Source organism: Streptomyces thermocarboxydus (assembly GCF_024760485.1).
Taxonomy (GTDB): domain Bacteria; phylum Actinomycetota; class Actinomycetes; order Streptomycetales; family Streptomycetaceae; genus Streptomyces; species Streptomyces cellulosae.
The window spans coordinates 2,548,962-2,574,396 of the sequence record NZ_CP058273.1 but is presented as its reverse complement, the minus strand read 5'-3'; the positions used below and the strand labels follow the sequence as shown (position 1 = coordinate 2,574,396).

22 protein-coding genes and 1 tRNA gene are annotated in these 25,435 nt (G+C 71.3%); 7 read left to right on the top strand and 16 right to left on the bottom strand.

What is annotated here, in order from left to right:
- The first annotated feature begins 51 nt into the window (after window positions 1-51).
- Complete coding sequence (locus AY578_RS11845; RefSeq protein ID WP_258902339.1) at window positions 52-921, top strand: spermidine synthase; 870 nt, start codon at window positions 52-54, stop codon at window positions 919-921.
- 38 nt (window positions 922-959) lie between these two features.
- Here AY578_RS11845 and AY578_RS11840 read toward each other — a convergent pair whose 3' ends face one another.
- Window positions 960-1,517 carry a hypothetical protein gene (locus tag AY578_RS11840; protein ID WP_258902338.1) on the bottom strand — a complete coding sequence of 186 codons (558 nt, stop codon included), beginning with the start codon at window positions 1,515-1,517 and terminating at the stop codon, window positions 960-962.
- Between the two features lie 145 nt (window positions 1,518-1,662).
- On the opposite strand from AY578_RS11840, the gene AY578_RS11835 reads away from it, so the two are divergent.
- From AY578_RS11835 to AY578_RS11825, 3 genes are all read left to right on the top strand, one after another.
- Window positions 1,663-2,397 (top strand): response regulator transcription factor, encoded by a 735-nt coding sequence (locus tag AY578_RS11835; protein WP_037778703.1) that lies wholly within the window; start codon window positions 1,663-1,665, stop codon window positions 2,395-2,397.
- Window positions 2,394-3,803, top strand: coding sequence for a sensor histidine kinase (locus AY578_RS11830; protein WP_258902337.1), 1,410 nt, complete (start codon window positions 2,394-2,396; stop codon window positions 3,801-3,803). The genes AY578_RS11835 and AY578_RS11830 overlap by 4 nt, the downstream gene beginning before the upstream one ends.
- A gap of 112 nt (window positions 3,804-3,915) precedes the next feature.
- Window positions 3,916-4,953, top strand: a complete 1,038-nt coding sequence (locus AY578_RS11825) for a chitinase (RefSeq protein ID WP_026243866.1) — start codon at window positions 3,916-3,918, stop codon at window positions 4,951-4,953.
- 228 nt (window positions 4,954-5,181) lie between these two features.
- On the opposite strand, the gene AY578_RS11820 is transcribed toward AY578_RS11825, so the two are convergent.
- From AY578_RS11820 to AY578_RS11805, 4 genes are all read right to left on the bottom strand, one after another.
- Window positions 5,182-6,621, bottom strand: a complete 1,440-nt coding sequence (locus AY578_RS11820) for a GH1 family beta-glucosidase (protein ID WP_019525169.1) — start codon at window positions 6,619-6,621, stop codon at window positions 5,182-5,184.
- 114 nt (window positions 6,622-6,735) lie between these two features.
- Window positions 6,736-7,641 (bottom strand): carbohydrate ABC transporter permease, encoded by a 906-nt coding sequence (locus AY578_RS11815; RefSeq protein ID WP_026243867.1) that lies wholly within the window; start codon window positions 7,639-7,641, stop codon window positions 6,736-6,738.
- A gap of 11 nt (window positions 7,642-7,652) precedes the next feature.
- Window positions 7,653-8,663 (bottom strand): carbohydrate ABC transporter permease, encoded by a 1,011-nt coding sequence (locus AY578_RS11810; protein WP_215048188.1) that lies wholly within the window; start codon window positions 8,661-8,663, stop codon window positions 7,653-7,655.
- Window positions 8,664-8,668: 5 nt separating this feature from the next.
- Entirely contained in the window at window positions 8,669-10,027 is a 1,359-nt protein-coding gene (locus AY578_RS11805) for an ABC transporter substrate-binding protein (protein WP_019525172.1), read from the bottom strand.
- Between the two features lie 343 nt (window positions 10,028-10,370).
- Here AY578_RS11805 and AY578_RS11800 point away from each other — a divergent pair, with 343 nt between their 5' ends.
- Complete coding sequence (locus AY578_RS11800) at window positions 10,371-11,426, top strand: LacI family DNA-binding transcriptional regulator (protein ID WP_026243868.1); 1,056 nt, start codon at window positions 10,371-10,373, stop codon at window positions 11,424-11,426.
- 99 nt (window positions 11,427-11,525) lie between these two features.
- Here AY578_RS11800 and AY578_RS11795 read toward each other — a convergent pair.
- The 4 genes from AY578_RS11795 to AY578_RS11780 all read right to left on the bottom strand — a co-directional run bounded on the left by AY578_RS11795 (window position 11,526) and on the right by AY578_RS11780 (window position 14,445).
- Window positions 11,526-11,598 (bottom strand) — tRNA-His (locus AY578_RS11795).
- A gap of 118 nt (window positions 11,599-11,716) precedes the next feature.
- Complete coding sequence (gene orn, locus AY578_RS11790) at window positions 11,717-12,319, bottom strand: oligoribonuclease (protein WP_026243869.1); 603 nt, start codon at window positions 12,317-12,319, stop codon at window positions 11,717-11,719.
- A 146-nt stretch (window positions 12,320-12,465) separates the two neighbouring features.
- Window positions 12,466-13,698, bottom strand: coding sequence for a helix-turn-helix domain-containing protein (locus AY578_RS11785; RefSeq protein WP_028959207.1), 1,233 nt, complete (start codon window positions 13,696-13,698; stop codon window positions 12,466-12,468).
- A gap of 378 nt (window positions 13,699-14,076) precedes the next feature.
- Window positions 14,077-14,445, bottom strand: coding sequence for a hypothetical protein (locus tag AY578_RS11780; RefSeq protein ID WP_258902336.1), 369 nt, complete (start codon window positions 14,443-14,445; stop codon window positions 14,077-14,079).
- Between the two features lie 338 nt (window positions 14,446-14,783).
- On the opposite strand from AY578_RS11780, the gene AY578_RS11775 reads away from it, so the two are divergent.
- A complete protein-coding gene (locus AY578_RS11775) occupies window positions 14,784-15,311 on the top strand; it encodes a universal stress protein (RefSeq protein ID WP_019525177.1) in 528 nt (175 codons plus the stop codon).
- A 141-nt stretch (window positions 15,312-15,452) separates the two neighbouring features.
- Here AY578_RS11775 and glmS read toward each other — a convergent pair whose 3' ends face one another.
- The 3 genes from glmS to AY578_RS11760 all read right to left on the bottom strand — a co-directional run bounded on the left by glmS (window position 15,453) and on the right by AY578_RS11760 (window position 18,509).
- Window positions 15,453-17,270, bottom strand: a complete 1,818-nt coding sequence (gene glmS, locus AY578_RS11770; RefSeq protein WP_019525178.1) for a glutamine--fructose-6-phosphate transaminase (isomerizing) — start codon at window positions 17,268-17,270, stop codon at window positions 15,453-15,455.
- 12 nt (window positions 17,271-17,282) lie between these two features.
- Window positions 17,283-17,540 (bottom strand): hypothetical protein, encoded by a 258-nt coding sequence (locus tag AY578_RS11765; protein ID WP_019525179.1) that lies wholly within the window; start codon window positions 17,538-17,540, stop codon window positions 17,283-17,285.
- 75 nt (window positions 17,541-17,615) lie between these two features.
- A complete protein-coding gene (locus AY578_RS11760; protein ID WP_136238516.1) occupies window positions 17,616-18,509 on the bottom strand; it encodes a DUF4429 domain-containing protein in 894 nt (297 codons plus the stop codon).
- 90 nt (window positions 18,510-18,599) lie between these two features.
- On the opposite strand from AY578_RS11760, the gene AY578_RS11755 reads away from it, so the two are divergent.
- Window positions 18,600-20,225 (top strand): beta-N-acetylhexosaminidase, encoded by a 1,626-nt coding sequence (locus tag AY578_RS11755; RefSeq protein ID WP_136238515.1) that lies wholly within the window; start codon window positions 18,600-18,602, stop codon window positions 20,223-20,225.
- A 94-nt stretch (window positions 20,226-20,319) separates the two neighbouring features.
- Here the strand turns inward: AY578_RS11755 and AY578_RS11750 are convergent, their stop codons facing one another.
- The 4 genes from AY578_RS11750 to desA are packed head-to-tail and all read right to left on the bottom strand — an operon-like array spanning window position 20,320 to window position 25,346.
- Window positions 20,320-22,092 (bottom strand): IucA/IucC family protein, encoded by a 1,773-nt coding sequence (locus AY578_RS11750; protein ID WP_028959208.1) that lies wholly within the window; start codon window positions 22,090-22,092, stop codon window positions 20,320-20,322.
- The gene (locus AY578_RS11745; RefSeq protein WP_136238514.1) at window positions 22,089-22,631 is read right to left on the bottom strand and encodes a GNAT family N-acetyltransferase; all 543 of its coding nucleotides are present in this window, start codon (window positions 22,629-22,631) and stop codon (window positions 22,089-22,091) included. Before AY578_RS11745 ends, AY578_RS11750 begins: the two co-directional genes overlap by 4 nt.
- Window positions 22,628-23,947, bottom strand: coding sequence for a lysine N(6)-hydroxylase/L-ornithine N(5)-oxygenase family protein (locus tag AY578_RS11740; protein ID WP_086020175.1), 1,320 nt, complete (start codon window positions 23,945-23,947; stop codon window positions 22,628-22,630). The genes AY578_RS11745 and AY578_RS11740 overlap by 4 nt, the downstream gene beginning before the upstream one ends.
- Entirely contained in the window at window positions 23,904-25,346 is a 1,443-nt protein-coding gene (gene desA / locus AY578_RS11735; RefSeq protein WP_136238513.1) for a lysine decarboxylase DesA, read from the bottom strand. The genes AY578_RS11740 and desA overlap by 44 nt, the downstream gene beginning before the upstream one ends.
- Between the last annotated feature and the right edge of the window lie 89 nt (window positions 25,347-25,435).

The following is a 25,435-nucleotide window of genomic DNA, read 5'->3' as shown; positions in this document are numbered from 1 at the left end:
GGCCGCCGGGCCCGGGCGGGGTGCGGACGCGCCGCCTGGGACAATGGCCGCATGGCACGGGGCAGGAGCAGCGGACGGGGACAGGCGGCCGCCGAGGCCGTCACCGAGCAGGTCGACGGAGGGACCGCCCGGCTCGTCCCGGACCGCGACCGGCCCCGCGCCTGGACGCTGCTGATCGACGACGCCCCCCAGTCGCACGTCGACCTGGACGACCCCGCCCACCTCTCCTTCGAGTACCAGCGCCGCTTCGGGCACGTCGTCGACCTCGCCGCCCCGCCCGGAAAGCCCCTGCGGGCCGTGCACCTCGGCGGCGGCGCCCTCACCCTCGCCCGGTACGTCGCCGCCACCCGCCCCCGCTCCACCCAGCAGGTCGTGGAGCGCGACGGGGCGCTGGTCCAGCTGGTGCGGCGGGAGCTGCCGCTCGACCCCCGGGCGCGGATCCGGGTGCGCACGGCGGACGCCCGCGAAGGGCTCGCCAAGGTGCCCGACGGCTGGGGCGACCTCGTCGTCGCCGACGTCTTCAGCGGGGCCCGCACCCCGGCCCACCTGACCTCCACCGAGTTCCTCGACGAGGTGCGCAGGGCGCTCGCCCCCGGCGGGATCTACACCGCCAACCTCGCCGACGGGCCGCCTCTCACGCATCTGCGCGGCCAGATCGCCACCGCCGCCGCCCGGTTCGCGGAACTCGCGCTGATCACCGACCCGGCCGTGCTGCGCGGCAAGCGGTTCGGCAACGCGGTCCTGGTCGCCTCCGACGCGCCGCTGCCGGTCGCCGAGCTGACCCGCAGGGCCGCCTCCGACCCGCACTCCGGCCGGGTCCTGCACGGCCGCGAACTCACCGACTTCGCCGGCGGCGCGGTCCCCGTGACCGACCTCAGGGCGGTCGCCTCACCTCCGCCGCCCGCCGACGCGTTCCGCTGAACGCGCCCGGCGGAGGCTGAACACCCTTTCCGGGGGCGTCAGTACGTGGCGATCTCCACCCGCGGCGGGCCGTCGTGCCAGGTGCAGAACACCGTCACCCGGTCCGCGCCCGAGGCGAACTCCACGCGGATCCACGTCTCCGTCTTCCACACCTGCATCGACCAGCCGGCCCCCGGCGTCGCCGACACCAGCGACGCGGAGGTCTCCCCGAGGTCGAACACCGCCCGGCCGCCCCGGGTGTCGTAGCTCTTGACCTCGCCGGCCGCGGTCGCCTCCGGCGCGGACGGGGTCTTCGAGGGGGAGGCGGTACGCGAGGGCGTCGGGTCGGGCGGCGCGGACCCGGTGGACGGAGTCTCCGACGGCTCACGGGACTTTTCCGGCCCCTTGTCGTCCTCGTCCTTCGACGGCTCGGGGGCCGGGCGGTGCGTGGACGACGACACCGCCTGCGCCCTCTCCTCGCCCGCCGGGATCGGCAGGGCGCGCGGCGGGTCGTAGGCCGTGCCCTCCATCACCGTGCTGACGCCCCACCACGACAGCGTGACCGCCGCGCCCGTGGCGAGCAGCCAGGCCAGTACGTGTAGGAGTCCTCTGCGCATCGTCGGCCCATAGTGCCCCACACGCCCCACCCGTGTCGCGCCCTGGGGACGGTCCGGACCGGCCGTCCGCAGGCTTCGAGAAGGTCGTCCGGAGTTGTCCACAGGCCCCGGCCGGCCCCGCCCGGCATGGCGTACGGTGCCGCCCATGGCAAGTGTTCTCGTGGTCGAGGACGACCAGTTCGTACGTTCGGCGCTCATTCGGCAGCTGACCGACGCCTCGCACACCGTGCGCAGCGTCGGGACCGCGCTGGAGGCGCTGCGCGAGGTCGCCCATTTCCGCTTCGACGTGGTCGTCCTGGACCTCGGACTGCCGGATCTCGACGGCTCCGAGGCCCTGAAGATGCTCCGCGGCATCACCGATGTCCCGGTCATCGTCGCCACCGCCCGCGACGACGAGACGGAGATCGTGCGGCTGCTCAACGCCGGCGCGGACGACTATCTGACCAAGCCCTTCTCGGTGGAGCACCTCTCCGCCCGGATGGCCGCCGTGCTGCGCCGCGCCCGCGCCCAAGGCGGCGAGGCCGCGCCCTCCCCGGTCATCCGGGTCGGCGGCCTCACCGTCGATCCGCTGCGCCGCCAGGCCGAGCTGGACGGCGTCCAACTGGACCTCACCAGACGCGAGTTCGACCTGCTCGCCTTCCTTGCCGGGCGGCCCGGCGTGGTCGTGCCCCGGCGGGAGCTGCTCGCCGAGGTGTGGCAGCAGTCTTACGGCGACGACCAGACCATCGACGTCCATCTGTCCTGGCTGCGCCGGAAGCTGGGCGAGACCGCCGCCCGCCCCCGCTATCTGCACACCCTGCGGGGCGTCGGCGTGAAGCTGGAGCCGCCGGCCGACGCGGCCGGACCCGTGCACGCGCCCGGAGCGGAGCCACCGCGATGAGATGGGCCCTGGTGAAGGTGTCGCTGGCGGTGACCGCGATGGTCGTGGTGGCCTTCGCCGTCCCGCTCGGCCTGGTCATCCGCGAGATGGCCCGTGACCGCGCCTTCGCCGGCGCCGAGCGGGAGGCCGCCGCCGTCGCCCCCGCGCTGTCCATCACCACCGACCGCGCCCAGCTCGAGCGGGTCGTCGCCTCGGCCGGCTCCGGCACCTCCATGGCCGTGCACCTCCCGGCCTCCGGCGGCGAACAGCCCCTGGACATAGGGGAGCGGCGGGCCTCCGACGAGGACATCGCCGCCGTGCGGGAGCTGGGCCGCGCCTCCACCTCCACCGTGCCCGGCGGCTCGGCGCTGCTCCAGCCGGTCGCACTCAGCTCCGGTGAGATCGCCGTCGTGGAGGTGTTCGTCCCGGAGTCCGCGGTCACCAACGGTGTCGGCACCGCCTGGGCGGTCCTCGCGGCCGTCGGCGTCGCCCTGATCGTCGGCTCCGTCGCGGTCGCCGACCGGCTGGGCGTGCGCATGGTGCGCCCCGCCCAGCGGCTGGTCGAGGGGGCACACGAACTGGGCGAGGGCAAGCTCGGCGCCCGCGTCCCCGAAGAGGGGCCGACCGAACTGCGGCTGGCGGCCGTGGCGTTCAACTCCATGGCCGACCAGGTCGTCCAGCTCCTCGCCAACGAGCGGGAGCTGGCCGCCGACCTGTCCCACCGGCTGCGCACGCCGCTCACCGTGCTGCGGCTCAACGCCGCCTCCCTGGGCGACGGTCCGGCCGCCGAGCAGACCCGCGCCGCCGTCGAGCAGCTGGAGCGCGAGGTCGACACCATCATCCGCACCGCCCGCGACGCCAAGCCGCAGACGGCCGCCGCAGGACCCGGCGCCGGCTGCGACGCGGCCGAAGTGGTGCGCGAGCGGATGGCGTTCTGGTCCGCGCTCGCCGAGGACGAGGGCCGCAAGTGGCGCGTGGCCGGGGCGAACCGGCCGGTGCGCATACCCGTGGCCCGCGCCGACCTGGCCGCCGCCCTCGACGCCCTCCTGGGCAACGTCTTCCGGCACACCTCCGAGGGCACCGCCTTCGCGGTCGACGTGCACAACGGCGAGGACGCGGTGATCGTGCTCGTCTCCGACGCGGGCCCCGGCATAGCCGACCCCGAGACGGCGATGGCCCGAGGCCGCGGCTCCGGCACCGACGGCTCCACCGGGCTCGGCCTGGACATCGTGCGCCGCCTCGCCGAGTCCACCGGCGGCGACGTGCGCATCGGCCGGTCGGTACTCGGCGGGACCGAGGTGCGCATCTGGATCCAGCTCGACGGCCGCGACCGCTCGCCCCGGCGGCGCGGGCACCGGGGGAGCGTCCGCCGCCGCAGGACGGGCCGTGGCGCCCTGTCCCTTAACCGCTCCCGATCCCTTCCTTAAGCGGACCCTAAGCTTCCCTGCTGCCGTCCGGATCAGGCGAGTTGTCCCTTTCCGGATCACTAGCGTGCTGCCGCAACCTCCCCCCACGAACGGCAACGAAGGCAGGCATGCGATGAGCACGCACCGGCGCAGGATCAGCGGCAGGAACAAGGCGATCGGCGCGGTGGCGGCCGCGGCCGTCGCCGCCGGCGGAGCGTTCCTGTTCACGAACACCGCACTGGCCACGGACGAGGCGGTCCCCGCGTCCCCCAAGGCGGCCGGCGCGGGCTTCGCCCCGTACGTCGACACGTCCCTCAGCCCGGCGTTCGACCTGATGGCGAGCGCCGAGGCGACCGGCGTGAAGGAGTACACCCTCGCGTTCGTCACCGACGGCGGCGGCTGCACCCCCACGTGGGGCGGCACCGGCGGGCTCGGCGACAACCCGGTGGCCGCGCGGATCGGCGCGCTGCGCGAGGCGGGCGGCGACGTCCGCGTATCCTTCGGCGGCGCGGCCGGCTCCGAACTCGGCACCACCTGCGGCTCGGTGGAGGCGCTCACCGCCGCCTACACCGAGGTCGTCGACACCTACCAGCTCACCAAGGTGGACTTCGACGTCGAGGGCGGCGCGCTGCCCAACACGGCGGCCAACACCCGCCGCGCGCAGGCGATCGCGGCCCTGCAGAAGTCCCACCCGGACCTGGACGTCTCCTTCACCCTCCCGGTGATGCCGGAAGGGCTCACGCAGGACGGCGTGAACCTCCTCGCCGACGCCAAGGCGAACGGCGTACGCGTCGACGCCGTCAACATCATGGCGATGGACTACGGCCCGGCGTACAGCGACGACATGGGCACCTACGCCGAGCAGGCCGCCACCGCCACCCAGGCGCAGCTCAAGGACGTACTCGGGCTCGGCGAGGAGGAGGCGTGGAAGGCGGTCGCGGTCACCCCGATGATCGGTGTGAACGACGTCGTCACCGAGATCTTCACGGTCGAGGACGCCACCCAGCTGGTGGAGTTCGCCAAGGCCAAGGGGCTTGGCCGGCTGTCGATGTGGTCCGGCACCCGCGACCAGCAGTGCGCCGAGGGCGAGAAGCCGGCAGCCGACGCCACCTGCAGCTCGATCCTCCAGGAGAAGTTCGCCTTCTCGAAGGCCTTCGCGGCCTACAACTGAGCCCTCCAGGGACAGCTTTGCGAGCCATCTGAAGAGAACGGGGAACGCGTGCCCCGGCCGGACCCTTCCCCCCACCCGGCCGGGGCACCCGTGCGTCCGGCGACAGACCTTCAGCGGCCCGCGTGGCAGGACCCGGACACGCACGAGCGGGGCGCGGCACTCCCCAGGGACCGCCGCGCCCCGCCCCCCGAACCTCGCGCCCCGTCCTTCCGGGCCGCCGAGGGCTGGTCAGACGCCCTCGGGGTCCGGAAGCTCACCGGCCTTGGCCGCCTTCGCGTACCAGAGCGCGCTCGACTTCGGCGTCCGCTTCTGGCTGGCGTAGTCGACGTACACCGCGCCGAAGCGCTTCTCGTAGCCGTACGCCCACTCGAAGTTGTCCATCAGCGACCACAGGAAGTACCCGCGCACGTCGGCGCCGTCGGCGATGGCCCGGCGCACCGCGGAGAGGTGGCCGTGCAGGTAGGACACGCGCTCCGGGTCGTGGACCCTGCCGTCGGCGTCCGGCTTGTCGTCGTAGGCGGCGCCGTTCTCCGTGATGTAGAGGGGCAGGCCGGGAGCCTCGCGGTGATAGCGCATGATCAGCTCGTGCAGCCCGGTCGGGTCGACCGACCAGCCCATCTCCGTCTGGTCGCCCGGCGACTGGTGGAACGCCACGTCGTCGGCGGCCGGCCACGGCGAGTGCTCGCTCGCCCCGTGACCGTCGGCGCGCGGGCCCTTGTCGTCGGGGTCGGCGGCCGACACCAGGGTCGGCGTGTAGTAGTTGAGGCCCAGCGCGTCGATCGGCTGGTGGATGGTGTCCAGGTCGCCGTCCTGGATGCACGACCAGTCGGTCACCGAGGAGGTCGCCTCCAGCAGCGTCTCCGGGTAGGCGCCGTGCAGGATCGGGCCGTGGAAGATGCCGCCCGACAGGTCGTCGATCTTGCGGGCCGCCACCAGGTCCGCGGGGGATCCGGGGTTCAGCGGGCGCACCACGGAGGTGTTGAGGCTGAGGGAGATCTGGTTGCGGGCCGGCATCACCGTGCGCAGCGCCTTGGTGCCCAGGCCGTGCGCCAGGTTCAGGTGGTGGGCGGCCTTCAGCGCGGCGGCCGGCTCGGTGCGGCCGGGGGCGTGCACGCCGGAGGCGTAGCCCAGGAAGGCGGCGCACCAGGGCTCGTTGAGCGTCATCCACGTCTCGACGCGGTCGCCGAGCGCCTCGCCCACGATCTGCGCGTACTCGGCGAAGCGGTAGGCGGTGTCGCGCTCCGGCCAGCCGCCCGCGTCCTCCAGCTCCTGCGGCAGGTCCCAGTGGTAGAGGGTGACGGCCGGCTTGATGCCCTTCTCCAGCAGCTCGTCGACCAGCCGGCGGTAGAAGTCCAGACCGCGCTGCACGGCCGGGCCGCGCCCGGTGGGCTGCACCCGGGACCAGGACACGGAGAAGCGGTAGGCCTGCAGGTTGAGGTCGGCCATCAGCGCCACGTCGTCGCGGTAGCGGTGGTAGTGGTCGACGGCGACGTCACCGGTGTCGCCGCCCGCCGTCTTTCCCGGCGTGTGACTGAAGGTGTCCCAGATGGAAGGGGTACGCCCGTCCTCCCGCACCGCCCCCTCGATCTGGTACGCGGAGGTCGCGGCGCCCCAGAGGAAGGCCGGAGGAAAGGTCACCGGGGTCGCCGGCGTGGCGGAGTCAGACATGGAAGCGCTCCCATAGAGGTCGCATAGGGGTCGTGGAAGACCGACGGATACGTGAGAGGAAGGAAAGGGGGCCGAGGCGGCGGCGACCCGGCCCCACCGGGATGGGTGCGGGCGTCAGCCCTTGACCGCACCCTGCATGATGCCGCCCACGATCTGCTTGCCGAAGATCGCGAAGACCAGCAGCAGGGGCAGCGTGCCGAGCAGCGCACCCGCCATGATCAGGGACTGGTCGGGGGTGTACCCGCGGCCGAGACCCGCGACGGCGACCTGCACGGTCGGGTTGCCGGTCTGCGTCAGCACCAGGAACGGCCACAGGAAGTCGTTCCACGCCTGCACGAACATCAGCATGCCCAGCACGGCCATGGCCGGCCGCGCGGCGGGGAACACCACGTGCCACACCACACGCCAGCTGCTCGCGCCGTCCACCCGCGCGGCCTCGATGACCTCGTCGGGCAGCGCCTGGAGCAGGTACTGCCGCATGAAGAACACGCCGAACGCGCTCACCAGCGACGGGAAGATGACCGCCTGGAGCTGGTCGGTCCAGTCCAGCTTCGCGACCATCATGTACAGCGGGATGATGCTGAGCTGCGGCGGGACCATCATCGTGCCGATCACCAGCAGCATCAGGGCGTTGCGGCCCTTGAAGCGCAGCTTGGCGAAGGCGAACCCGGCGACCGTCGACAGCACCACGATGGTCAGCGCGGAGATGCCCGCCACGATGGTGGTGTTGAGGAAGGCCTCGCCGAGGTTGGCGTCCTTCCAGGCGATCTCCAGGTTCTTCATCAGGTTGGAGCCGAACCAGAGCGGCGGCGGGTTCTCCGCCAGGCGCTGGTTGTCACGGGACGCGGCGATCGCGGTCCACACCAGCGGGAACAGCGACACGAGCGTGAACACGGCGAGGATCACGTACGCGAGCGGTCCGCCGTGCAGGGTGCCGCCGGCCCGCGCCGACTTGGGCAGGCGCGAGCGCTTCTGTTCCTTGACGATCGGTGCCTCGGGGGGCGTCACGGTTGTCGTCACGGCCACACTCCTTAACTGCTGGCGCGCAGCCGGCGCGAGATGAGCTGGTTGATGATGCCGATGACGATCAGGATCGCGAACATCGCCCAGGCGATCGCCGAGGCACGGCCCAGGTGCTGGTTCACCCAGCCCTGCTCGTACAGGTACAGGCCGAGCGTCTGGAACTGGTGCTCCGCGCCGCCCGACGCGCCCTTGTTGGGGTCGAACAGCAGCGGCTCGCCGAAGACCTGGCTGGCCCCGATCGTCGAGACGACCACGGTGAACAGGATCGTCGGACGCAGCGAGGGCAGCGTCACGTGCAGGAACTGCCGCCAGCGGCTGGCGCCGTCCAGCGCCGCCGACTCGTACAGGTCCTGCGGGATCGCCTGCATCGCGGCCAGGTAGATCAGCGCGTTGTAGCCGGTCCAGCGCCAGATGATGATCGTCGAGACGGCTATCTGGCCGGGCCACTTGTCGTCCTGCCAGCCGATCGGGTCGACCCCCACCGCGCCGAGCGCCCAGTTGATCATGCCGTAGTCACGGCCGAAGAGCAGCACGAACACCAGCGTCGCGGCGGCGATCGAGGTGGCGTACGGCGCGAGCATCGCGACCCGCCAGAACGTGGACGCCCTCAGCTTGTAGTTGAGGATGTGGGCGATGCCCATGGCGATCATCAGCTGCGGAACGGTGGAGATGACGCCGATGGTCAGGGTGTTCCGCGCCGCGTTCCAGAAGAAGTCGTCGTCGAAGATCCGCGTGTAGTTCTTCAGCCCGACCCAGGTCATGTCGGTCGGCGCGGTCAGCTCGACCTGGTGCAGAGAGGCCCAGCCGGTGTAGATCAGCGGGAACAGCCCGAAGGCCGCGAACAGCAGGAAGAACGGCGCGACGAACGCGTACGGGCTCCAGCGGGCGTCGCGCTGCCAGCGGCGGGACAGCTTGGTCCGGCGCCGGTCGTCCTTGTCCACGGGGCGGCTCCCGGGCGTACGGCCCGGGGCCGCGCCCCCCTTGACGGGGGACGCGGCGATGTCGGAGCGGGTGGCCATGCGGGTCACTGGTCCAGGTTGTTGTCGATGGTCTTGGTGGCCGTCTCCCAGGCCTCCTTGGCCGACTTGCCCTTGGTGACGAGGATGACGCCGTTGTCCGTCAGACCCTGCTGGATGATCTGGTCCTTCGGACCGATCACCTGGACGGGGATCTGCTTGGCGGCCTCGGAGAAGATCTCACCGATCGGGGCGTCACCGGTCATCTCGTTGGTGGCGCCGGTCACCTCCGGGCTGGAGTACGCGGCCGGGGCGCTCGGGAAGGAGCCCTGGACCTTGAACAGCTTGGCCTGCTGCTCGGGCGCGGTCAGCCACGCGACCAGCTTCTGCGCCTCCTCGACGTTCTTGCCGCTCTTCGGCACGCCCAGGAAGGAGCCGCCCCAGTTGCCGGACTTCGGGGCCACGGCGACGTCCCACTTGCCGGCCGCGTCGGCCTTCGACTTGCCCTTGATGTAGCCGAGCATCCACGGCGGGCAGGCCACGGTGGCGAACTTGCTGTTGGCGATGGTGGTGTCCCAGGCGGGCTGGAACTGCGTCTGCGACTGGACCAGGCCCTTCTCGGCGGCCTCGGCGGTCAGGTCGAAGGCGGCCTTCACGGCGGGGTTGGTCTTGTAGATGACCTGGCCGGAGGCGTCGTAGAACTTCTCCTTCTCACTGGAGAGCACCGCGTTCAGCAGGCCGCCCGGGGAGTCCATGAAGAAGGTGTCCTTGCCGGCCGCCTTCTTGTACTTCTCGCCGGTCGCGATGAACTTGTTCCAGTCGCCCGCCCACAGCTTGCCGACCTGCTCGCGGTCGCTGGGCAGACCGGCCTTCTCGAAGAGGTCCTTGCGGTAGCAGATGGCCATCGGGCCGACGTCCGTGCCGAGACCGATGGTCTGGCCGTCCTTGGTGGTGGCCTGCTCCCACTTCCAGGGCAGCCAGCCGTCCTTCTTCACACCCTCGACCTTGGACATGTCCGTGAACTTGTCCGCCTGGGTGCCCACGACCTCGGCGATGTTGGCGACCTCGACGGCCTGCACGTCCATCAGCCCGCTGTTGGTGGTCAGGTGGTTGACGAGAGCGGGGTAGTAGTTCTCGTTCCGCTCGACCACGTTCTCTTCGATCTTGATGTCCGGGTTGAGCTTCTCGTACTCGGCGTAGAGGCCCGCCTCCTTGAAGCCCATGGTGCCGAAGAGACCCAGGGTGATCGTGGTCTTGCCCTCGCCGGACGAGGAACCACCGGAGCTGTCGTCTCCGCCGTCGTCGGCGCAGCCGGCCAGCAGCCCGGTGCCCAGCGACACGACGGCCGCGACGGCCAGCGCCTTGCGGGCGAAGGGCTTCCCCCCGCCCGACCGCTGCCTGGTGAGGGGCAGGGTACGTGCTCGCATTGCGTCCTCCTGTTGCCCTGACGTGCCGACCCCCCGGCCAACGGCGTTGTTGACCCGTATTCTGCGCGTTGCGGCTCGGGCGGGGAACGTGCGGGTTGTGTATGTGTCAGGTACTGTGGGAGCGCTCCCACAAGTGATGTGTTGAAGAGTCGCGGGTCCGGGCGGGGGTGTCAAGGGAACAGACGCGGCAAAGTGCGTTCAGTTATCTGCCCGTTAACTTGGCCCGGGGTGCCGCCCCTTCGGAACGCCGGGGTCCGCACGGACGCCCTCGCGGGTGGTCACCGTCACTGCCGGGGCTGTTACATTCCAGGCCAGGGTGACACACAGAGGAAGGCGGGGGCGGATGGCAAGCCACGGAGTGCGGGGCAGGAGCGGTGGCCGCCCCACCCTCGAGGAGGTGGCAGCGCGCGCCGGGGTCGGCCGCGGCACCGTGTCGCGCGTGATCAACGGCTCCCCGCGGGTGAGCGAGGCGACCCGCGCCGCCGTCGAGGCGGCCGTCGCCGAGCTGGGTTACGTCCCCAACACCGCGGCCCGCGCCCTCGCGGCCAACCGCACCGACGCGATAGCGCTCGTGGTGCCCGAGCCGGAGACCCGGTTCTTCACCGAGCCCTACTTCTCCGACATGCTCCGCGGTGTCGGCGCCGCGCTGTCCGACACCGAGATGCAGCTGCTGCTGATCTTCGCGGGCAGCGACCGGGAGCGGCAGCGGCTCGCCCAGTACCTGGCGGCGCACCGCGTGGACGGCGTGCTGCTGGTCTCGGTGCACGCCGACGACCCGCTGCCCGACATGCTGTCCCAGCTGGAGATCCCCGCCGTGATCAGCGGCCCCCGCTCCGCGGACGAGACGCTCACCTCGGTGGACTCCGACAACTACGGCGGCGCCCGGCAGGCCGTCGAGCACCTCATCGGCCGCGGCCGGCGCACCGTCGCGCACATCACCGGCCGCCTCGACGTCTACGGCGCCCAGCGCCGCGTCGACGGCTACCGGGACGCGCTGCGTGAGGCGGGGCACGAGGTGGACGAGCTGCTGATCGAGCCGGGCGACTTCTCCGAGGGCGGCGGCCGCCGCGCCATGGAGGCCCTGCTGGAGCGCCGCCCCGACCTGGACGCGGTCTTCGCCGCCTCCGACGTCACCGCGGCCGGCGCCCGCCAGGTGCTGCGCGAGGCGGGCCGCCGCATCCCGGACGACGTGGCGCTGGTCGGCTACGACGACTCCGCGATCGCCCGCCACATGGAGCCGCCGCTGACCAGCGTGCGCCAGCCGATCGAGGAGATGGGCCGGGCGATGACCGACCTGCTGCTCAGGGAGATCGCCGACCGCCGCCCGTCCGCGACGCGGGAGCTGGAGAGGCGTCAGATGGTGCTGGCCACGGAGCTGGTGGAGCGGGCGTCGTCCTGAGGGCGCGATGGGCGCGGGCGGGGACGCCCGCACCCCGCCCTTGTCTCGGGAACGCCAGAAGCCGGCGACCTCGTCGAGGTCACCGGCTTCTGCGGTGAGGGTGAGTGACGGGACTTGAACCCGCGACATCCTGGACCACAACCAGGTGCTCTACCAGCTGAGCTACACCCACCACGGCCTGTTTCCGGGAGATCAGTGATTTCCCCGACCGGCCGAGAAAAAGTGTACAGGGTCCGAAGGGGTGCTCGCGCACGCCTTTCCGCGCGGCCCCCCTGAGCCCCCTCGGCACCCTACTGAGCAGGCAGGACGTGCTTCGCCGCGATCTTCTTCGCGGTGTCGGAGTCGGGTCCCGGCTGCGGCACGAAGACCGCCTCACGGTAGTAGCGCAGCTCCGCGATGGACTCCCGGATGTCGGCGAGCGCCCGGTGGTTGCCGTTCTTCTCGGGGCTGTTGAAGTACGCCCTCGGGTACCAGCGGCGGGCCAGCTCCTTGATGCTGGACACGTCGACGATCCGGTAGTGCAGGTAGCTCTCCAGGGTCGGCATGTCGCGCAGCAGGAAGCCGCGGTCGGTGCCGACGGAGTTCCCGCACAGGGGCGCCTTGCCGGGCTCCTTGACGTGCTCCTTGATGTACGCCAGGACCCGCTGCTCGGCGTCCTCCAGCGTCGTGCCGTTCGGCAGCTCGTCGAGCAGCCCCGACGCGGTGTGCATCGCGCGCACCACCTCCGGCATCGTCTCCAGGGCCCGCTCCGGCGGGCGGATGACGATGTCGACCCCCTCGCCGAGCACGTTCAGCTCGGAGTCGGTGACGAGGGCGGCCACCTCGATGAGCGCGTCGTCCGACAGCGAGAGGCCGGTCATCTCGCAGTCGATCCACACCATGCGATCGTTCATGTGTCTAACCCTACGGTGCGTGACGCCGGGCGTGACCGGGCGGTGAAGCGCCGGTTTCCCGGATCTTCCGCGCGCGGCGGCGAGACCGTACGGGACAGCGGTGAGGGCCGCAGGCACACGGCCTCCGGCCCTCACCGGCGGTCACCTCAGGGCGCGCTGCGCTGCCCCGGCACGCCCGGCGCCGACGCGGTCAGCGACGACCCCAGCGCGCCGGCCGCCGCCGTCCGGCGTGACTGGTGCGGCACCGCACCGTCCGGATGCAGCTGGTGCACGTGGTGTTGCCCCGCGGGCTCCGGACGGCCCGCAGGGACGCCCGTGGGGGCGCTCTGCGCGGTCCCGTCGTCCTGGCCCCGCTCGGCCTGCGGACGCCGTGCCCGGTACGCGGCCCGGTAGGCGGCCGGGGACGAACCGAGCTGGCGCCGGAAGTGGCCGCGCAGCGCGACCGGCGAGCGGAAGCCGCAGCGCCCGGCCACCTCGTCGACCGAGTAGTCCGACGTCTCCAGAAGGCGCTGCGCCTGGAGCACCCGCTGCGTGATCAGCCACTGCAGCGGCGCGCTGCCGGTCAGCGAGCGGAACCGGCGGTCGAAGGTGCGGCGGCTCATGTACGCGCGGGCGGCGAGCGTCTCCACGTCGAACTGCTCGTGGAGGTGCTCCAGCGCCCAGGCGACGACCTCGGCGAGCGGGTCGGCGCCGATCTCCTCAGGTAAAGACCTGTCGAGATAGCGCTCCTGACCGCCGCTGCGGCGCGGTGGGACCACAAGACGGCGGGCGAGCGCGCCGGCCGCCTCGTTGCCGTGGTCCGTGCGCACGATGTGCAGACACAGGTCGATGCCGGCCGCGGTGCCCGCGGACGTCAGCACGTCGCCGTCGTCCACGAACAGCTCGCGTGGATCGACGTGCACCGACGGATAGCGCTTGGCCAGCGTCGGCGCGTACATCCAGTGGGTGGTCGCCGGACGGCCGTCCAGCAGTCCCGCCGCCGCGAGGACGAAGGCGCCGGTGCACAGCCCGACGATGCGGGCGCCCTCCTCGTGGGCCCGGCGCAGCGCGTCCAGGGCCTCCTCCGGTGGCGGGGAGGTGATCGATCGCCAGGCCGGCACCACGACGGTGCCCGCCCGGGATATCGCCTCCAGGCCGTGTGGCGCGGTGAGTTCCAGGCCCCCTGTGGTCCGCAGCGGGCCTTCTTCGCCGCCGCAGACCAGCAGGCGGTAGCGCGGCACGCCGGCGTCCTGGCGGTCAACCCCGAACACCGACAGCGGTATGGAACTCTCGAAAATGGGGCCGCCGCTGAACAGCAGCACCGCGACGATCTCCTTGCGGCGGCGCCCGGACAGTTTCCGGGCCGCGTTTTCCGGCGCGGCAGTGGAGTCGTGGCTCATCCTGCTAAGCCCCCCTCGGTGGTCGCGGCTCCTCGGTTGTGTCGCTCCTGCACGTTTCCCCTCGGTCCTGCACGAGTCCCCCGCCGTAAGACAGTCAAGATCGAATCTACTGTGTCCCGTCGTGCACCGTTGGCCAGTTCGGCACTCGGTGCATTGTCGACTTGGCAACTTGGCGTGAAGCATTCGATCACGAAGCGTTGCACTCGCGCGGCGTACAGGGAAGTGCGCCTCGTCGCGGTGGCCAAAGCACGTAGGGTGCGCGGGGCCCGCGAGGTGCTTTCCGTGCAGGTGGAACGGCGGTTGGGGGGTGGTCGCGGCACGGGGTGCGCCAGAACCGGAAGTTGGCTGAAAAGAGACGGGCGGGGGTGCGGAAACCGGTCAACCGGCCGGTGTGCTGCCGGCGTCCCGCCGGGCGTGCGCCCGCGCGTGCGGAAGCGCTCCCGCACGCCGGGCGTGAGGGGCGGGGCCGGGGCGGCGGGAGTGGGTGGTGGCGCCCGGGCGCCGGGAGGGGGCAGGGGCGGCCAGGCGGCGGGAGCGGCGGATCAGGAGGCGGGAGGCGGCGGTGACGGCCGCCAGGCCGCATGCCGCGCCGGCCGCCGTGAGAACGGCGCGCCGCGCCAGAGCAGGCCGCGGGGCCAGCAGGCAGGCGAGCGCGGCCCAGGGGAGGAGGTCGTCCTCCGCGCGGCCGGCGGCGCGGGGTGGCCGTGCGGCAGCCGTGCGGCCGGCGAGGCGGGCGGGGCGGGGCATCGGGGTGCGGGGCGCTTCCTGTGTTGGCGGGGTTCCACCCTCCCAACGGGCGGGCCGGCTGTTGGTCACCGTGGTCTCTGTGGCGCGGGTCGCCTGTGGCGGATGGTTCAGGTGTCAAGCGAATACCCCGCAAACCGCCTGTACAGGCCAGCAACCGTTGCGTCGTGGGCGGACCCTCGTGCATGCTCCGGGGAACCCGCCTCCCGGTTCGCGCGGGATCTGGGCCAAGGAGGCGTGCCGCCGTACCCTTGGGGGTATGGGGTTGGGAAGATACTTCCCGGACACAGCTCCGCCGCACACTGTCGTCCCCCATAAAGGATCACAACCCCGAGACAGCCATGGCCGGTCACGAATTCTTCGAACCCGCGGACCGCAAGCGGCCGGTCGCCGATCCGACGGCGTCCGAACCCCTGGCGGCGGAGGAATCACGCCATGCGTGCGACCCCGCCTTCCGGCACGGGGTGGTCGTCGGCTTCGACGGGTCCACCTCCAGCGAACGGGCCCTCGCGTACGCCATCGGCATGGCACGGCGCTCCGGTTCCGGACTGATCATCGTCCATGTCGCCAACCGGCTGCCCACCACGGTGTGGGCGGGCTGCGAACCACCGGTCTTCGTCGACGTCCCGGACCACCGGACGGAGGTGCTGGGGCTGGAGCTGGCCTGCGCCGACTATCTGGCCGAGGTGCCGTGGATCCTCGTCGAGCGGGGTGGGGACATCTGCCATGAACTCGAAGAGGTGGGGCGGGAGTACGCCGCCGATGCGATTGTCGTGGGTTCCACCCACGGGCTCGTGGGGCGGCTTTTCGGGTCGGTCGCGGGGAGGTTGGCCAAGCGGGCGCAGCGGCCCGTTGTCGTCATTCCATGACGTGATGTGAGGCGGGCCCCCCAGGTGGCGTCACCTGGGGGGCCCGTTTCTGTTTGTTGGCCTCTGACGGCCGGTGGGGGTTGCTCGCGCCCGCGCGGCGGAGCCGCATATCGGCACAGCCCCGCGCCCCTTACGGGCGTCCTACTCGACCGTGACCGACTTCGCCAGGTTGCGGGGCTTGTCGATGTCCCGGCCGAGGGCCAGGGCCGTGTGGTAGGCGAGGAGCTGGAGGGGGATGCCCATGAGGATGGGGTCCAGCTCGTCCTCGTTCTTGGGGACCACGATCGTGTGGTCCGCCTTCTCCTGCTCCTGGTGCGCGACGGCGACGATCCGGCCGCTGCGGGCCTTGATCTCCTCCAGCGCGGCGCGGTTCTTCTCGAGCAGGTCGTCGTCGGGGACGATCGCGACCGTCGGCATGGCTGGCTCGATCAGGGCCAGCGGGCCGTGCTTCAGCTCGGAGGCCGGGTAGGCCTCGGCGTGGATGTACGAGACCTCCTTCAGCTTCAGGGAGGCCTCACGGGCCACCGGGTAGCCCCGGACGCGGCCGATGAAGAGCATCGAGCGGGCCTCGGCGTACTCCAGCGCCAGCTTCTTGATCTCCTCCTCCTGCTCCAGCATCTCGGCGATCTGGGCGGGGAGGCGGCGCAGGCCCTCGATGATCCGCTTGCCGTCGCGGACGGAGAGGTCACGGGTGCGGCCCAGGTGCAGGGCGAGCAGCGCGAAGGCGACCGTGGTGTTGGTGAAGCACTTGGTGGAGACGACGCAGACCTCGGGACCGGCGTGCACGTAGACGCCGCCGTCGGCCTCGCGGGCGATCGCGGAGCCCACCACGTTGACCACGCCGAGGACGCGGGCGCCCTTGCGCTTCAGCTCCTGCACGGCGGCCAGCACGTCGTACGTCTCGCCGGACTGGGAGACCGCGACGTACAGGGTGTCGGGGTCGACGACCGCGTTGCGGTAGCGGAACTCGGATGCCGGCTCGGCGTCGGCGGGGATGCGCGCGAGCTCCTCGATCATCTGCGCGCCGATCATGCCGGCGTGGTACGAGGTGCCGCAGCCGAGGATCTTCACACGGCGGATGCGGCGGGCCTCGCGGGCGTCCAGGTTGAGGCCGCCCAGGTGCACGGTGGAGAAGCGGTCGTCGATCCGGCCGCGCAGCACGCGGTCCACGGCCTCGGCCTGCTCGTGGATCTCCTTGTGCATGTACGTGTCGTGGCCGCCCATGTCGTAGGAGGCGGCCTCCCACTCCACGGTGGTGGGCTCGGCGGTGGTCCGCGTGCCCTCCGTGGTGTAGGTGCGGAAGTCGTCGGCCTTGAGGGTGGCCATCTCGCCGTCGTCGAGGGTGACTATCTGGCGGGTGTGGGCGACCAGCGCGGCGATGTCCGAGGCGACGAACATCTCCTTCTCGCCGATGCCGAGGACGACCGGGGAGCCGTTGCGGGCGACGACGATGCGGTCCGGGAAGTCGGCGTGCAGCACGGCGATGCCGTAGGTGCCCTCGATCAGGCGGACCGTCTCGCGGACCTTGTCCTCGAGCTTCTCGGCCGACGAGCGGGCGATGAGGTGGGTGAGGACCTCGGTGTCCGTCTCGGAGAGGAACTCGACGCCGTCCGCCTCCAGCTTGCGGCGCAGGTCGGCGGCGTTGTCGATGATGCCGTTGTGGACGACGGCGACCTTGCCCTCGGCGTCCAGGTGCGGGTGGGCGTTCACGTCGGACGGGGCGCCGTGGGTGGCCCAGCGGGTGTGGGCGATGCCGGTGGTGCCCTTGAAACGCGCCGGGACCTTGGCCTCCAGGTCGCGCACCCGGCCCTTGGCCTTGACCATCTTCAGGGTCCCCGTCTTCGGGGAGGTCACGGCGATGCCCGCCGAGTCGTAGCCGCGGTACTCCAGGCGCTGGAGGCCCTCGAGCAGCAGGGGGGCGACCTCACGCCTGCCGATGTAACCGACGATTCCGCACATACAGGTATGTTCCTAGCCGTAGACGATGCGGCGCAGCTGCCGGAGCGAGAGCTCGGGCGGCGCCACCGCGCGGTATCTCAGGTCCGCCTCGATCCGTTGGAAGATCTCCGCGTTCACCAGGCCCTGGGCCTGGAGCTCGCGGTGGCGGCGCCGGACGTACTCCTCGGTCGTCTCGTCGAAGTACGCGAGCACGTCCTGGATCACCCGCAGCGCCTCGCCCCGGCTGAGGGGCGTGGACCGCGTCAGATGATCGACAAGTTCGTCGTGCACCCGATGATCCTGGAGTACCGGCGGCCGTTTCGCAAGAAACGTGCCCGATTTCGGGCAGGTCACGCCGGGTGGCCTCTACATGCGCTTCAGGATCGCCTGCTTGGCGAGGGTGAACTCCTCGTCGGTGAGGATCCCGGACCTGTGCAGCTCGCCCAGCTCACGCAGCCGGCGCAGCAGCGCGTCGTGGTCGTCCTCGGCGGCGCGGCCGGGCGGTGCGGGGCCATCGGCCTCGGGGGCGCGCGGGCCGTCCAGGGCCGGGGCGGCGGGGGCGGACGGGTGCGGCAGCCGAGCCTGCACGGCGGCGGCCACCAGCGCCATCAGCGGGTCCTTCTTGAACCCCCACAGCTCCACCGCGTTCGGGTCGTACTTGGCGGGCACCTTGGTCGGGGCGTGCCGCACGAGGAAGCGGAGGTGGCCGTTCTCGAGACCGGCGGCCGGCTGCCACTCCACGCCCTCCAGGTCCGCCACCGCCAGGGTGCGGGGGCCCGCGGCGGCCTTGGCGTCCTCCGTCTTCCAGTTCCACTCCAGCCGGACCCGCTCCCCGTCGAAGCTCACCGTGCCGTCACCGGCGGACACGGACAGGGGGAGCGGCGGGCCGGGCAGCAGATAGCCGGTCACCGGACCTGACGGGATCTGCTCCAGCAGCAACGCGGTGCGGACCTCCTCCGTGAAGTACTCGGCGACGCCGTAGCGGTCGGACTCCACGGTCAGCTGGTACGGGTCGTGCGGCTCGGCGAGGCGGCCGCCGGTCGCGTGCAGCAGTGGGTCGGCGCCGTCGCGCAGCCGCAGCCTGAGCCGTCCCGCCTTCTTGCCCTGCTCCAGCGAGATGCCCGCCAACGCCTCCAGAGGGACGGCCAGTTCACCCAGGGTGCGGCGCAGCAGGCCGACGTTCTTGTCCCGGCCGGGGGTGAGGCGCAGGGTCTCCCCGTCGAACGTCCACGTCCCGTCCTTCTGGATGATTTCCGCCATGGGGGGATTGTTTCACCGGATCTGCGGGAGAGTGGTCTATACCCATTCCGGGTTCCCTTACAGGGAACAGGAGTTGAGAAGGGAGCACGTGTGAGACGGCAACGACGGCACCACGGTACGACTCCCCGCACCACCCGCCTGCTCGGGTCCCTGCTGCTCGTCGTGGCGGTGGGCGCCGCCACGGTCGCGGCGGCCCCCGTCCGGGGCCCGGCCCCGGACGGCGCGCAGGGACGGACGCCCGTCCCGCTGGACCGGGTGATCCCCGCCCCCGCGTCCGTGGACCCCGGCGGACGTCCGTACCGCATCACGGAGAAGACCCGTATCCGCGTCGACGGCTCCCGCGAGGCCCGGAGGGTCGGCGAGTACCTCGCCGGCGTGCTGCGGCCCTCCACCGGCTATCCGCTGCCCGTCAGCGACCGCGGCGCGGGAGGCATACGGCTGCGCATCGCCGACGGCCCCTACGGCAGCGAGGGCTACCGGCTGCGCAGCGGCCCCTCCGGGATCACCCTGACCGCCGCGAAGCCCGCCGGGCTCTTCCACGGCGTGCAGACGCTGCGGCAGCTGCTCCCGGCGGACGTGGAGCAGCGGACCCGCCGGCCGGGGCCGTGGCTCGTCGCGGGCGGCACCGTCACCGACAGCCCGCGCTTCGGCTGGCGCGGCGCCATGCTCGACGTCTCCCGGCACTTCTTCTCCGTCGAGGAGGTCAAGCGCTACATCGACCGGATCAGCCTCTACAAGATCAACAAGCTGCATCTGCACCTCAGCGACGACCAGGGCTGGCGGATCGCGATCGACTCCTGGCCGAGGCTCGCCACCTACGGCGGCTCCACCGAGGTCGGCGGCGGGCCCGGCGGGTACTACACGAAGGACGACTACCGCGAGATCGTGCGGTACGCCGCCTCCCGGTACCTGGAGGTCGTCCCCGAGATCGACATGCCGGGCCACACCAACGCGGCCCTCGCCTCCTACGCCGGCCTGAACTGCGACGGCGTCGCGCCCCCGCTCTACACCGGCACCCAGGTCGGCTTCAGCTCGCTGTGCGTCGGCAAGGAGATCACGTACGACTTCGTCGAGGACGTGGTGCGGGAGATCGCCGCGCTCACGCCCGGCCGCTACCTCCACATCGGCGGCGACGAGGCGCACTCCACGCCGCACGAGGAGTACGCGGCGTTCATGGAGCGGGTCCAGCCGGTCGTCGCCCGGTACGGCAAGACGGTGGTGGGCTGGCACCAGCTGACCGGGGCCACCCCGGCGAAGGGGGCGCTCGCCCAGTACTGGGGTCTCGACGGCACGAGTGCGGGCGAGAAGGCCCAGGTCGCGCAGGCCGCGCGGAACGGCACCGGGCTGATCCTCTCGCCGGCCGACCGGGCGTACATGGACATGAAGTACGACGCGAACACCCCGCTGGGGCTGTCCTGGGCCGGGTACGTCGAGGTCCGGCGGTCCTACGACTGGAACCCGGGGGCCTACCTGGAGGGCGTGCCCGAGTCCGCGGTGCGGGGCGTCGAGGCGCCGCTGTGGACGGAGACGCTGGACGAGGCGGGGGAGCTGGAGTTCATGGCGTTCCCGCGGCTGCCGGGGATCGCGGAGCTGGGGTGGTCGCCCGCGGAGACTCACGACTGGGAGTCGTACCGGTCGCGGCTCGCCGCGCAGGGGCCCCGGTGGGAGGCGCTGGGGGTGAACTTCTACCGGTCGCCTCAGGTTGCGTGGCAGTGACCCGTAGTGGGGGCCGGGCGCACAGTTCCCCGCGCCCCTAGGACGGGCGAGCCCCCGGAGGACCGTACTCCGGGGGCTCGCCCGTCCTGTGCGGTCAGAAGGCCGCCAAGGGGTTCTTCAGGGTGCCTGTCAGCTGGAGCGCGCCCGACGGGTCCGCCAGGTCGACCATCTGCCTGTTGTTGCGCAGCTGGAGGCGGTTCAGGCAGGACAGGGCGAACTCCGGGGCGAACATGTCGTAGCGGGCGAACTTGTCGGCCAGCTCCGGCACCGACGCCTGGTAGTCGCGGGTGACCTCCGCGACCGTGCGCCAGAAGCCGTCCTCGTCGAGGACGCCCTCCTCGGCGAGGTTCGCCGCGAGGAAGCGGAAGAAGCAGTCGAAGACGTCCGTGAAGATCGACAGCAGCTTGGTGTCGTCCGGGACCTCCACGCGGATCCGCGACACCTCCGGCGGCAGCACCGCGTCCGGGTCCATCACCGCGATCTCCTCGGCGATGTCCTTGTAGACGGCCCGCTTCACGGCGCCGTCCTCCAGGACCAGGATGACGTTCTCGCCGTGCGGCATGTACACCAGGTCGTAGGCGTAGAAACTGTGCAGCAGCGGGACGTAGTAGGCCCGCAGATAGCGCCGCAGCCACTCCTCCGGGGCGAGCCCGGAGCGCTCGATCAGGGCGGCCGCGAAGGACCGGCCCTCGTGGTCCACGTGGACCAGGGACGCCATGGTGGCCAGCGACTCGCCGTCGGCCAGGGACGCCACCGGGCTCTCCCGCCACAGCGCCGCCAGCATCTTCCGGTACGGCGAGTAGCGGTCGGTGGCCTGCTCGTACTCCAGGTGCCGGTAGCCCACGGCGGCGCGCTCCCGGATGACCGACAGTCCCGTGGACCGCAGCACCGGGTCGTTGTCGATCAGGCGGGCCAGCCAGTCGTTGATGGCCGGGGTGGCCTCCATGTAGGCGGCGGACAGGCCCCGCATGAAGCCCATGTTGAGGACAGACAGGGCCGTCTTCACGTAGTGCTTCTCCGGGTGCGAGCGGTTGAAGAAGGTGCGGATGGACTGCTGCGCCAGGTACTCGTCGTCGCCCTCGCCCAGGCACACCAGGTTCCGGCGGGCCACCTCGGCGGCGAAGGTGACGGACAGCTTGTTCCACCACTGCCAGGGGTGGACGGGGATCAGCAGGTAGTCGGCGGGGTCCAGGTCCTGCGCGCGGAGGACGCCGTGGAACCGCTCGACGGTCTCCTCGCCCAGCTCCTCCCGGAGGAACGACTCGTACTCGATGCCGACGCCCGCCGTGAACGCGGCCCGGGAGCGGTGGGCGGCCAGCCACACCAGCTTCACCGGGTGAGCGGCCTCCGGGGCGTACCGCCGGTACTCGTGCACGCCGAAGCCGAGCCGTCCGTTGTTGGCGACGAAGCAGGGGTGGCCCTCGGTCATGCCGGACTCGATCGCCTGGAAGCCGGCGTCGACCAGCTCGGCGGAGGTGACCGGCGGCTTGGTCAGCTTGTAGCAGGTGCCGGAGAGGGTGGAGGAGATCTCCTCCAGGTACACCGGCAGGATCTCCTCGCTGAGCCCCAGGGACTTCTGCAGCTCGATGAAGAAGTCCAGCGCGGCGAGCTCCAGTTCGGCGTCGCCGCGGTGGCGGGTGATCGAGCCGGCGTCGACCTGCCAGTGGTCCAGGCCGCGCAATCGCGCGGTGAACGTGTACCGGGTTTCGCCGTCGTCGCTGCGGACGACGTACCGGCCGTCACCGGCCGGCTCGGGCGTGACGAGCCGCTCGTGCGCGAACTCGGCGAGCGCCTTGCGGATGAGCAGACGGTTGGCCCGCGCCCAGCGGTGGGGGGACAGATGCGCCACGGCGTCGGACAGGGTCATGCGGCGGCTCCTCGGGCGGCCTCGAACTGTTCACGCGTGCAGAAGCTCAGCAGCGCGCGCTTCTCCGGCTTGTCGATCTCACGCTCGGGCTCGAACCCCACGGCCGCGTTCAGGGCGTGCACGGCCTTGTTGCCGACGTCCGGCTCCACCACGACCCGGCGGACGGCCGGGTCGGCGAACAGCTCCTCCATCACGGCGGTGATGACGGCGCGGGTGAAGCCGTGGACGGGGCGGTCGGTGGGGGCGACCAGGAAGTGCATGCCGACGTCACCGGGCTCCGGCTCGTAGAGCCCGACCAGTTCGACGTACCGAGGGTCGTACTTCTCCATCAGGAAGGCGGGTTCGCCGTCGTGCAGGCCCAGGTAGGCGTGGTGGTGCTCGTGGGCGGCGATGCGCATGTACTCGCGCTCGACGTCCTCGAGTCTCGCGTCCTGCATCATCCAGAACGCCGCCTTGGGGTGCGTCACCCAGCGGTGCAGCAGCTCCGCGTCCTTCTCCGGGACGAGCGGGCGGACGGTGAAGGTACCGATGGTGCTCATACGGCGAACTCCTGGAAGGCGATGCTCTTCTCGACCGGGTAGTACTCGGTGCCCAGCAGCTCGCGGATGATCGACGCGTTGCGGTAGGCGCCCATGCCCAGGTCGGGGCTGGTGATGCTGTGCGTGTGCACGCCCGCGTTCTGCAGGAACACACCGCGCCCGGTGACGTCGATCGCGTAGTTGCGGGCGACGTCGAAGCGGCCGTGGCCGTCGTAGCGCAGCCGGTCGCGCACCGGCTCCAGGAAGGCGGGCTGCTCGTAGTGGTAGCCGGTGGCCAGCACCAGGCCCTCGGTGGTGATCTCGAACTCCTTGCCCTGCTCGTCCTGGCGGAAGCCCAGCGTGTACGTGCCGTCCTGGTACCGGGCGGCGGTGAGCGAGGAGTTGGTGAGCAGCCGGGTGGGCACGCCGCGTCCGCCGCTCTCCACGTTCTTCTGGTACAGCAGGTCGAAGATCGCGTCGATCAGGTCCGAGTTGATGCCCTTGAACAGGCCCTTCTGCTGCTTCTCCAGCCGGTAGCGGGTGTCCTCGGGGAGAGCGCGGAAGTAGTCGATGTAGTCCGGGGACGTCATCTCCAGGGTCAGCTTGGTGTACTCCAGCGGGAAGAACCGCGGGGAACGGGTGACCCAGTTGAGCTGGTAGCCGTGGACGTCGATCTCGGACAGCAGCTCGTAGTAGATCTCGGCGGCGGACTGCCCGCTGCCCACGATCGTGACCGACTTCTTCTTCAGCAGGCCGGCCTTGCGGTGCGTGTACTGCGCGTTGTGGAAGAGGTCGCCCTCCAGGCCGCGGCACGCCTCGGGCACGAACGGCACGGTGCCGGTGCCGAGCACCAGGTGCCGGCCGCGGTACGTCGTGCCGGTGTCCGTGGCCACGACGTACACCTCGGCGGTGTCGTCCCAGGTGACCTCGGTGACCGTGGTGCCGAAGCGGATGCTGCCGAGCTGCGCGGCGGCCCAGCGGCAGTAGTCGTCGTACTCGACGCGCAGCGGGTAGAAGTTCTCCCGGATGTAGAACGAGTACAGCCGGCCTTTCTCCTTCAGATAGTTGAGGAAGGAGTAGGGGGAGGTCGGGTCGGCGAGGGTGACCAGGTCCGACATGAACGGCGTCTGCAGATGCGCGCCGTCGAGGAACATCCCCGCGTGCCACTCGAAGTCCGGCTTGGACTCCAGGAAGACGCCCGCGAGCTCGTCGACGGGCTCGGTCAGGCAGGCCAGCCCCAGGTTGAACGGGCCGAGCCCGATGCCTACGAAGTCGTAGGTGGGTTCCGTGGTGTCAGCAAGCGCGGTCAAGGGACTCTCCCAGGTACTGCTCGGCATGGCCGGCGATCAGGTCGAGGACGGCCGAGATGTCGGCCGTCGTGGTCTCGGGGTTGAGCAGGGTGAACTTCAGGTAGTGGCGCCCGGACACCTTGGTGCCCGCGACCACCGCGTCGCCGGAGGCGAACAGGGCCTTGCGGGCGTACAGGTTGGCGCGGTCGATCTCGGCGGGGTCGGTGACGGCGGCCGGGATGTAGCGGAAGACCAGGGTGGACAGGCTCGGCTCGACCACCACGTCGTAACGGGGGTCGGCGGCCAGCAGCTTCCAGCCCTCGGCGGCGAGGTCGCACACCTCGTCGAAGAGCGCGCCGATGCCGTCGGCGCCCATCACGCGCAGGGTCATCCACAGCTTCAGCGCGTCGAAGCGGCGGGTGGTCTGGAGGGACTTGTCGACCTGGTTGGGGATGCGCTCGGTCACCATGCGGCGCGGGTTGAGGTACTCCGCGTGGTAGGTGGCGTGCCGCAGCGTGGCCGCGTCGCGCACCAGCACGGCCGAGGAACTGACCGGCTGGAAGAAGGACTTGTGGTAGTCGACGGTGACCGAGTCGGCGCGCTCGATGCCGTCGATGCGGTGCCGGTACTTCAGGGAGGCGAGCAGTCCGCAGCCGTAGGCGGCGTCCACGTGCATCCAGGCGCCGTACTGCTCGCACAGGCCCGCGATCTCCGGCAGCGGGTCGATCGAGCCGAAGTCGGTGGTGCCCGCGGTGGCGACGACCGCCATCGGGATCAGCCCCGCCTCGGCGCAGCGCTCCAGCTCGTGGGCGAGGGCGACGGTCTGCATCCGCTTGTCGTGGTCGACGGGGACCACCACCACGGCGTCCGGGCCGAGGCCGAGCAGTTTCGCGGACTTCTGTACGCTGAAGTGGCTGACCTCGGAGGCGAAGACGCGCAGCTTCGTCAGCTCGTCGGTCTTGGTCTCCTCCCGCGCCAGCAGCAGCGCCTGGAGGTTGGACTGGGTGCCGCCGGAGGTGAACACGCCGTCGGCGGCGGGGCCGAGACCGATGCGGGCGGCCGTCCAGTCGATCAGTTTCCGCTCGATCAGGGTGCCGCCGGCCGACTGGTCCCAGGTGTCCAGGGAGGAGTTGACGGCGGAGAGCACCGCCTCGCCGAGCACGGCCGGGATGACGACCGGGCAGTTGAGGTGGGCGAGGTAGCGGGGGTGGTGGAAGTAGACCGCGTCCCTGAGGTAGACGTCCTCCAGCTCGTCCAGCACCGCGGTGGTGTCGCGCAGCGGCTGGTCGAGGTCGATCGCGTCGATGCGCGGCGCGAGGTCGTCGACCGTGACGCCGGTGAACGGCCGGTCGGTGGCGGCGAGTTTGGCGGCCACCCGCTCGACTCCTTCGGTCACGGAGCGGCGGTAGTGCTCCGTGGTGGTGTCGTTGAGCAGGTGAGAGCGCATGTGGGGTCCTCCGGTGGGGACGGTCCGTGCGGGGAGAGGGCCGGTGCGGCAGAACTTAGGTTAGCCTAACCAAACTCTTCCGGGGGTAA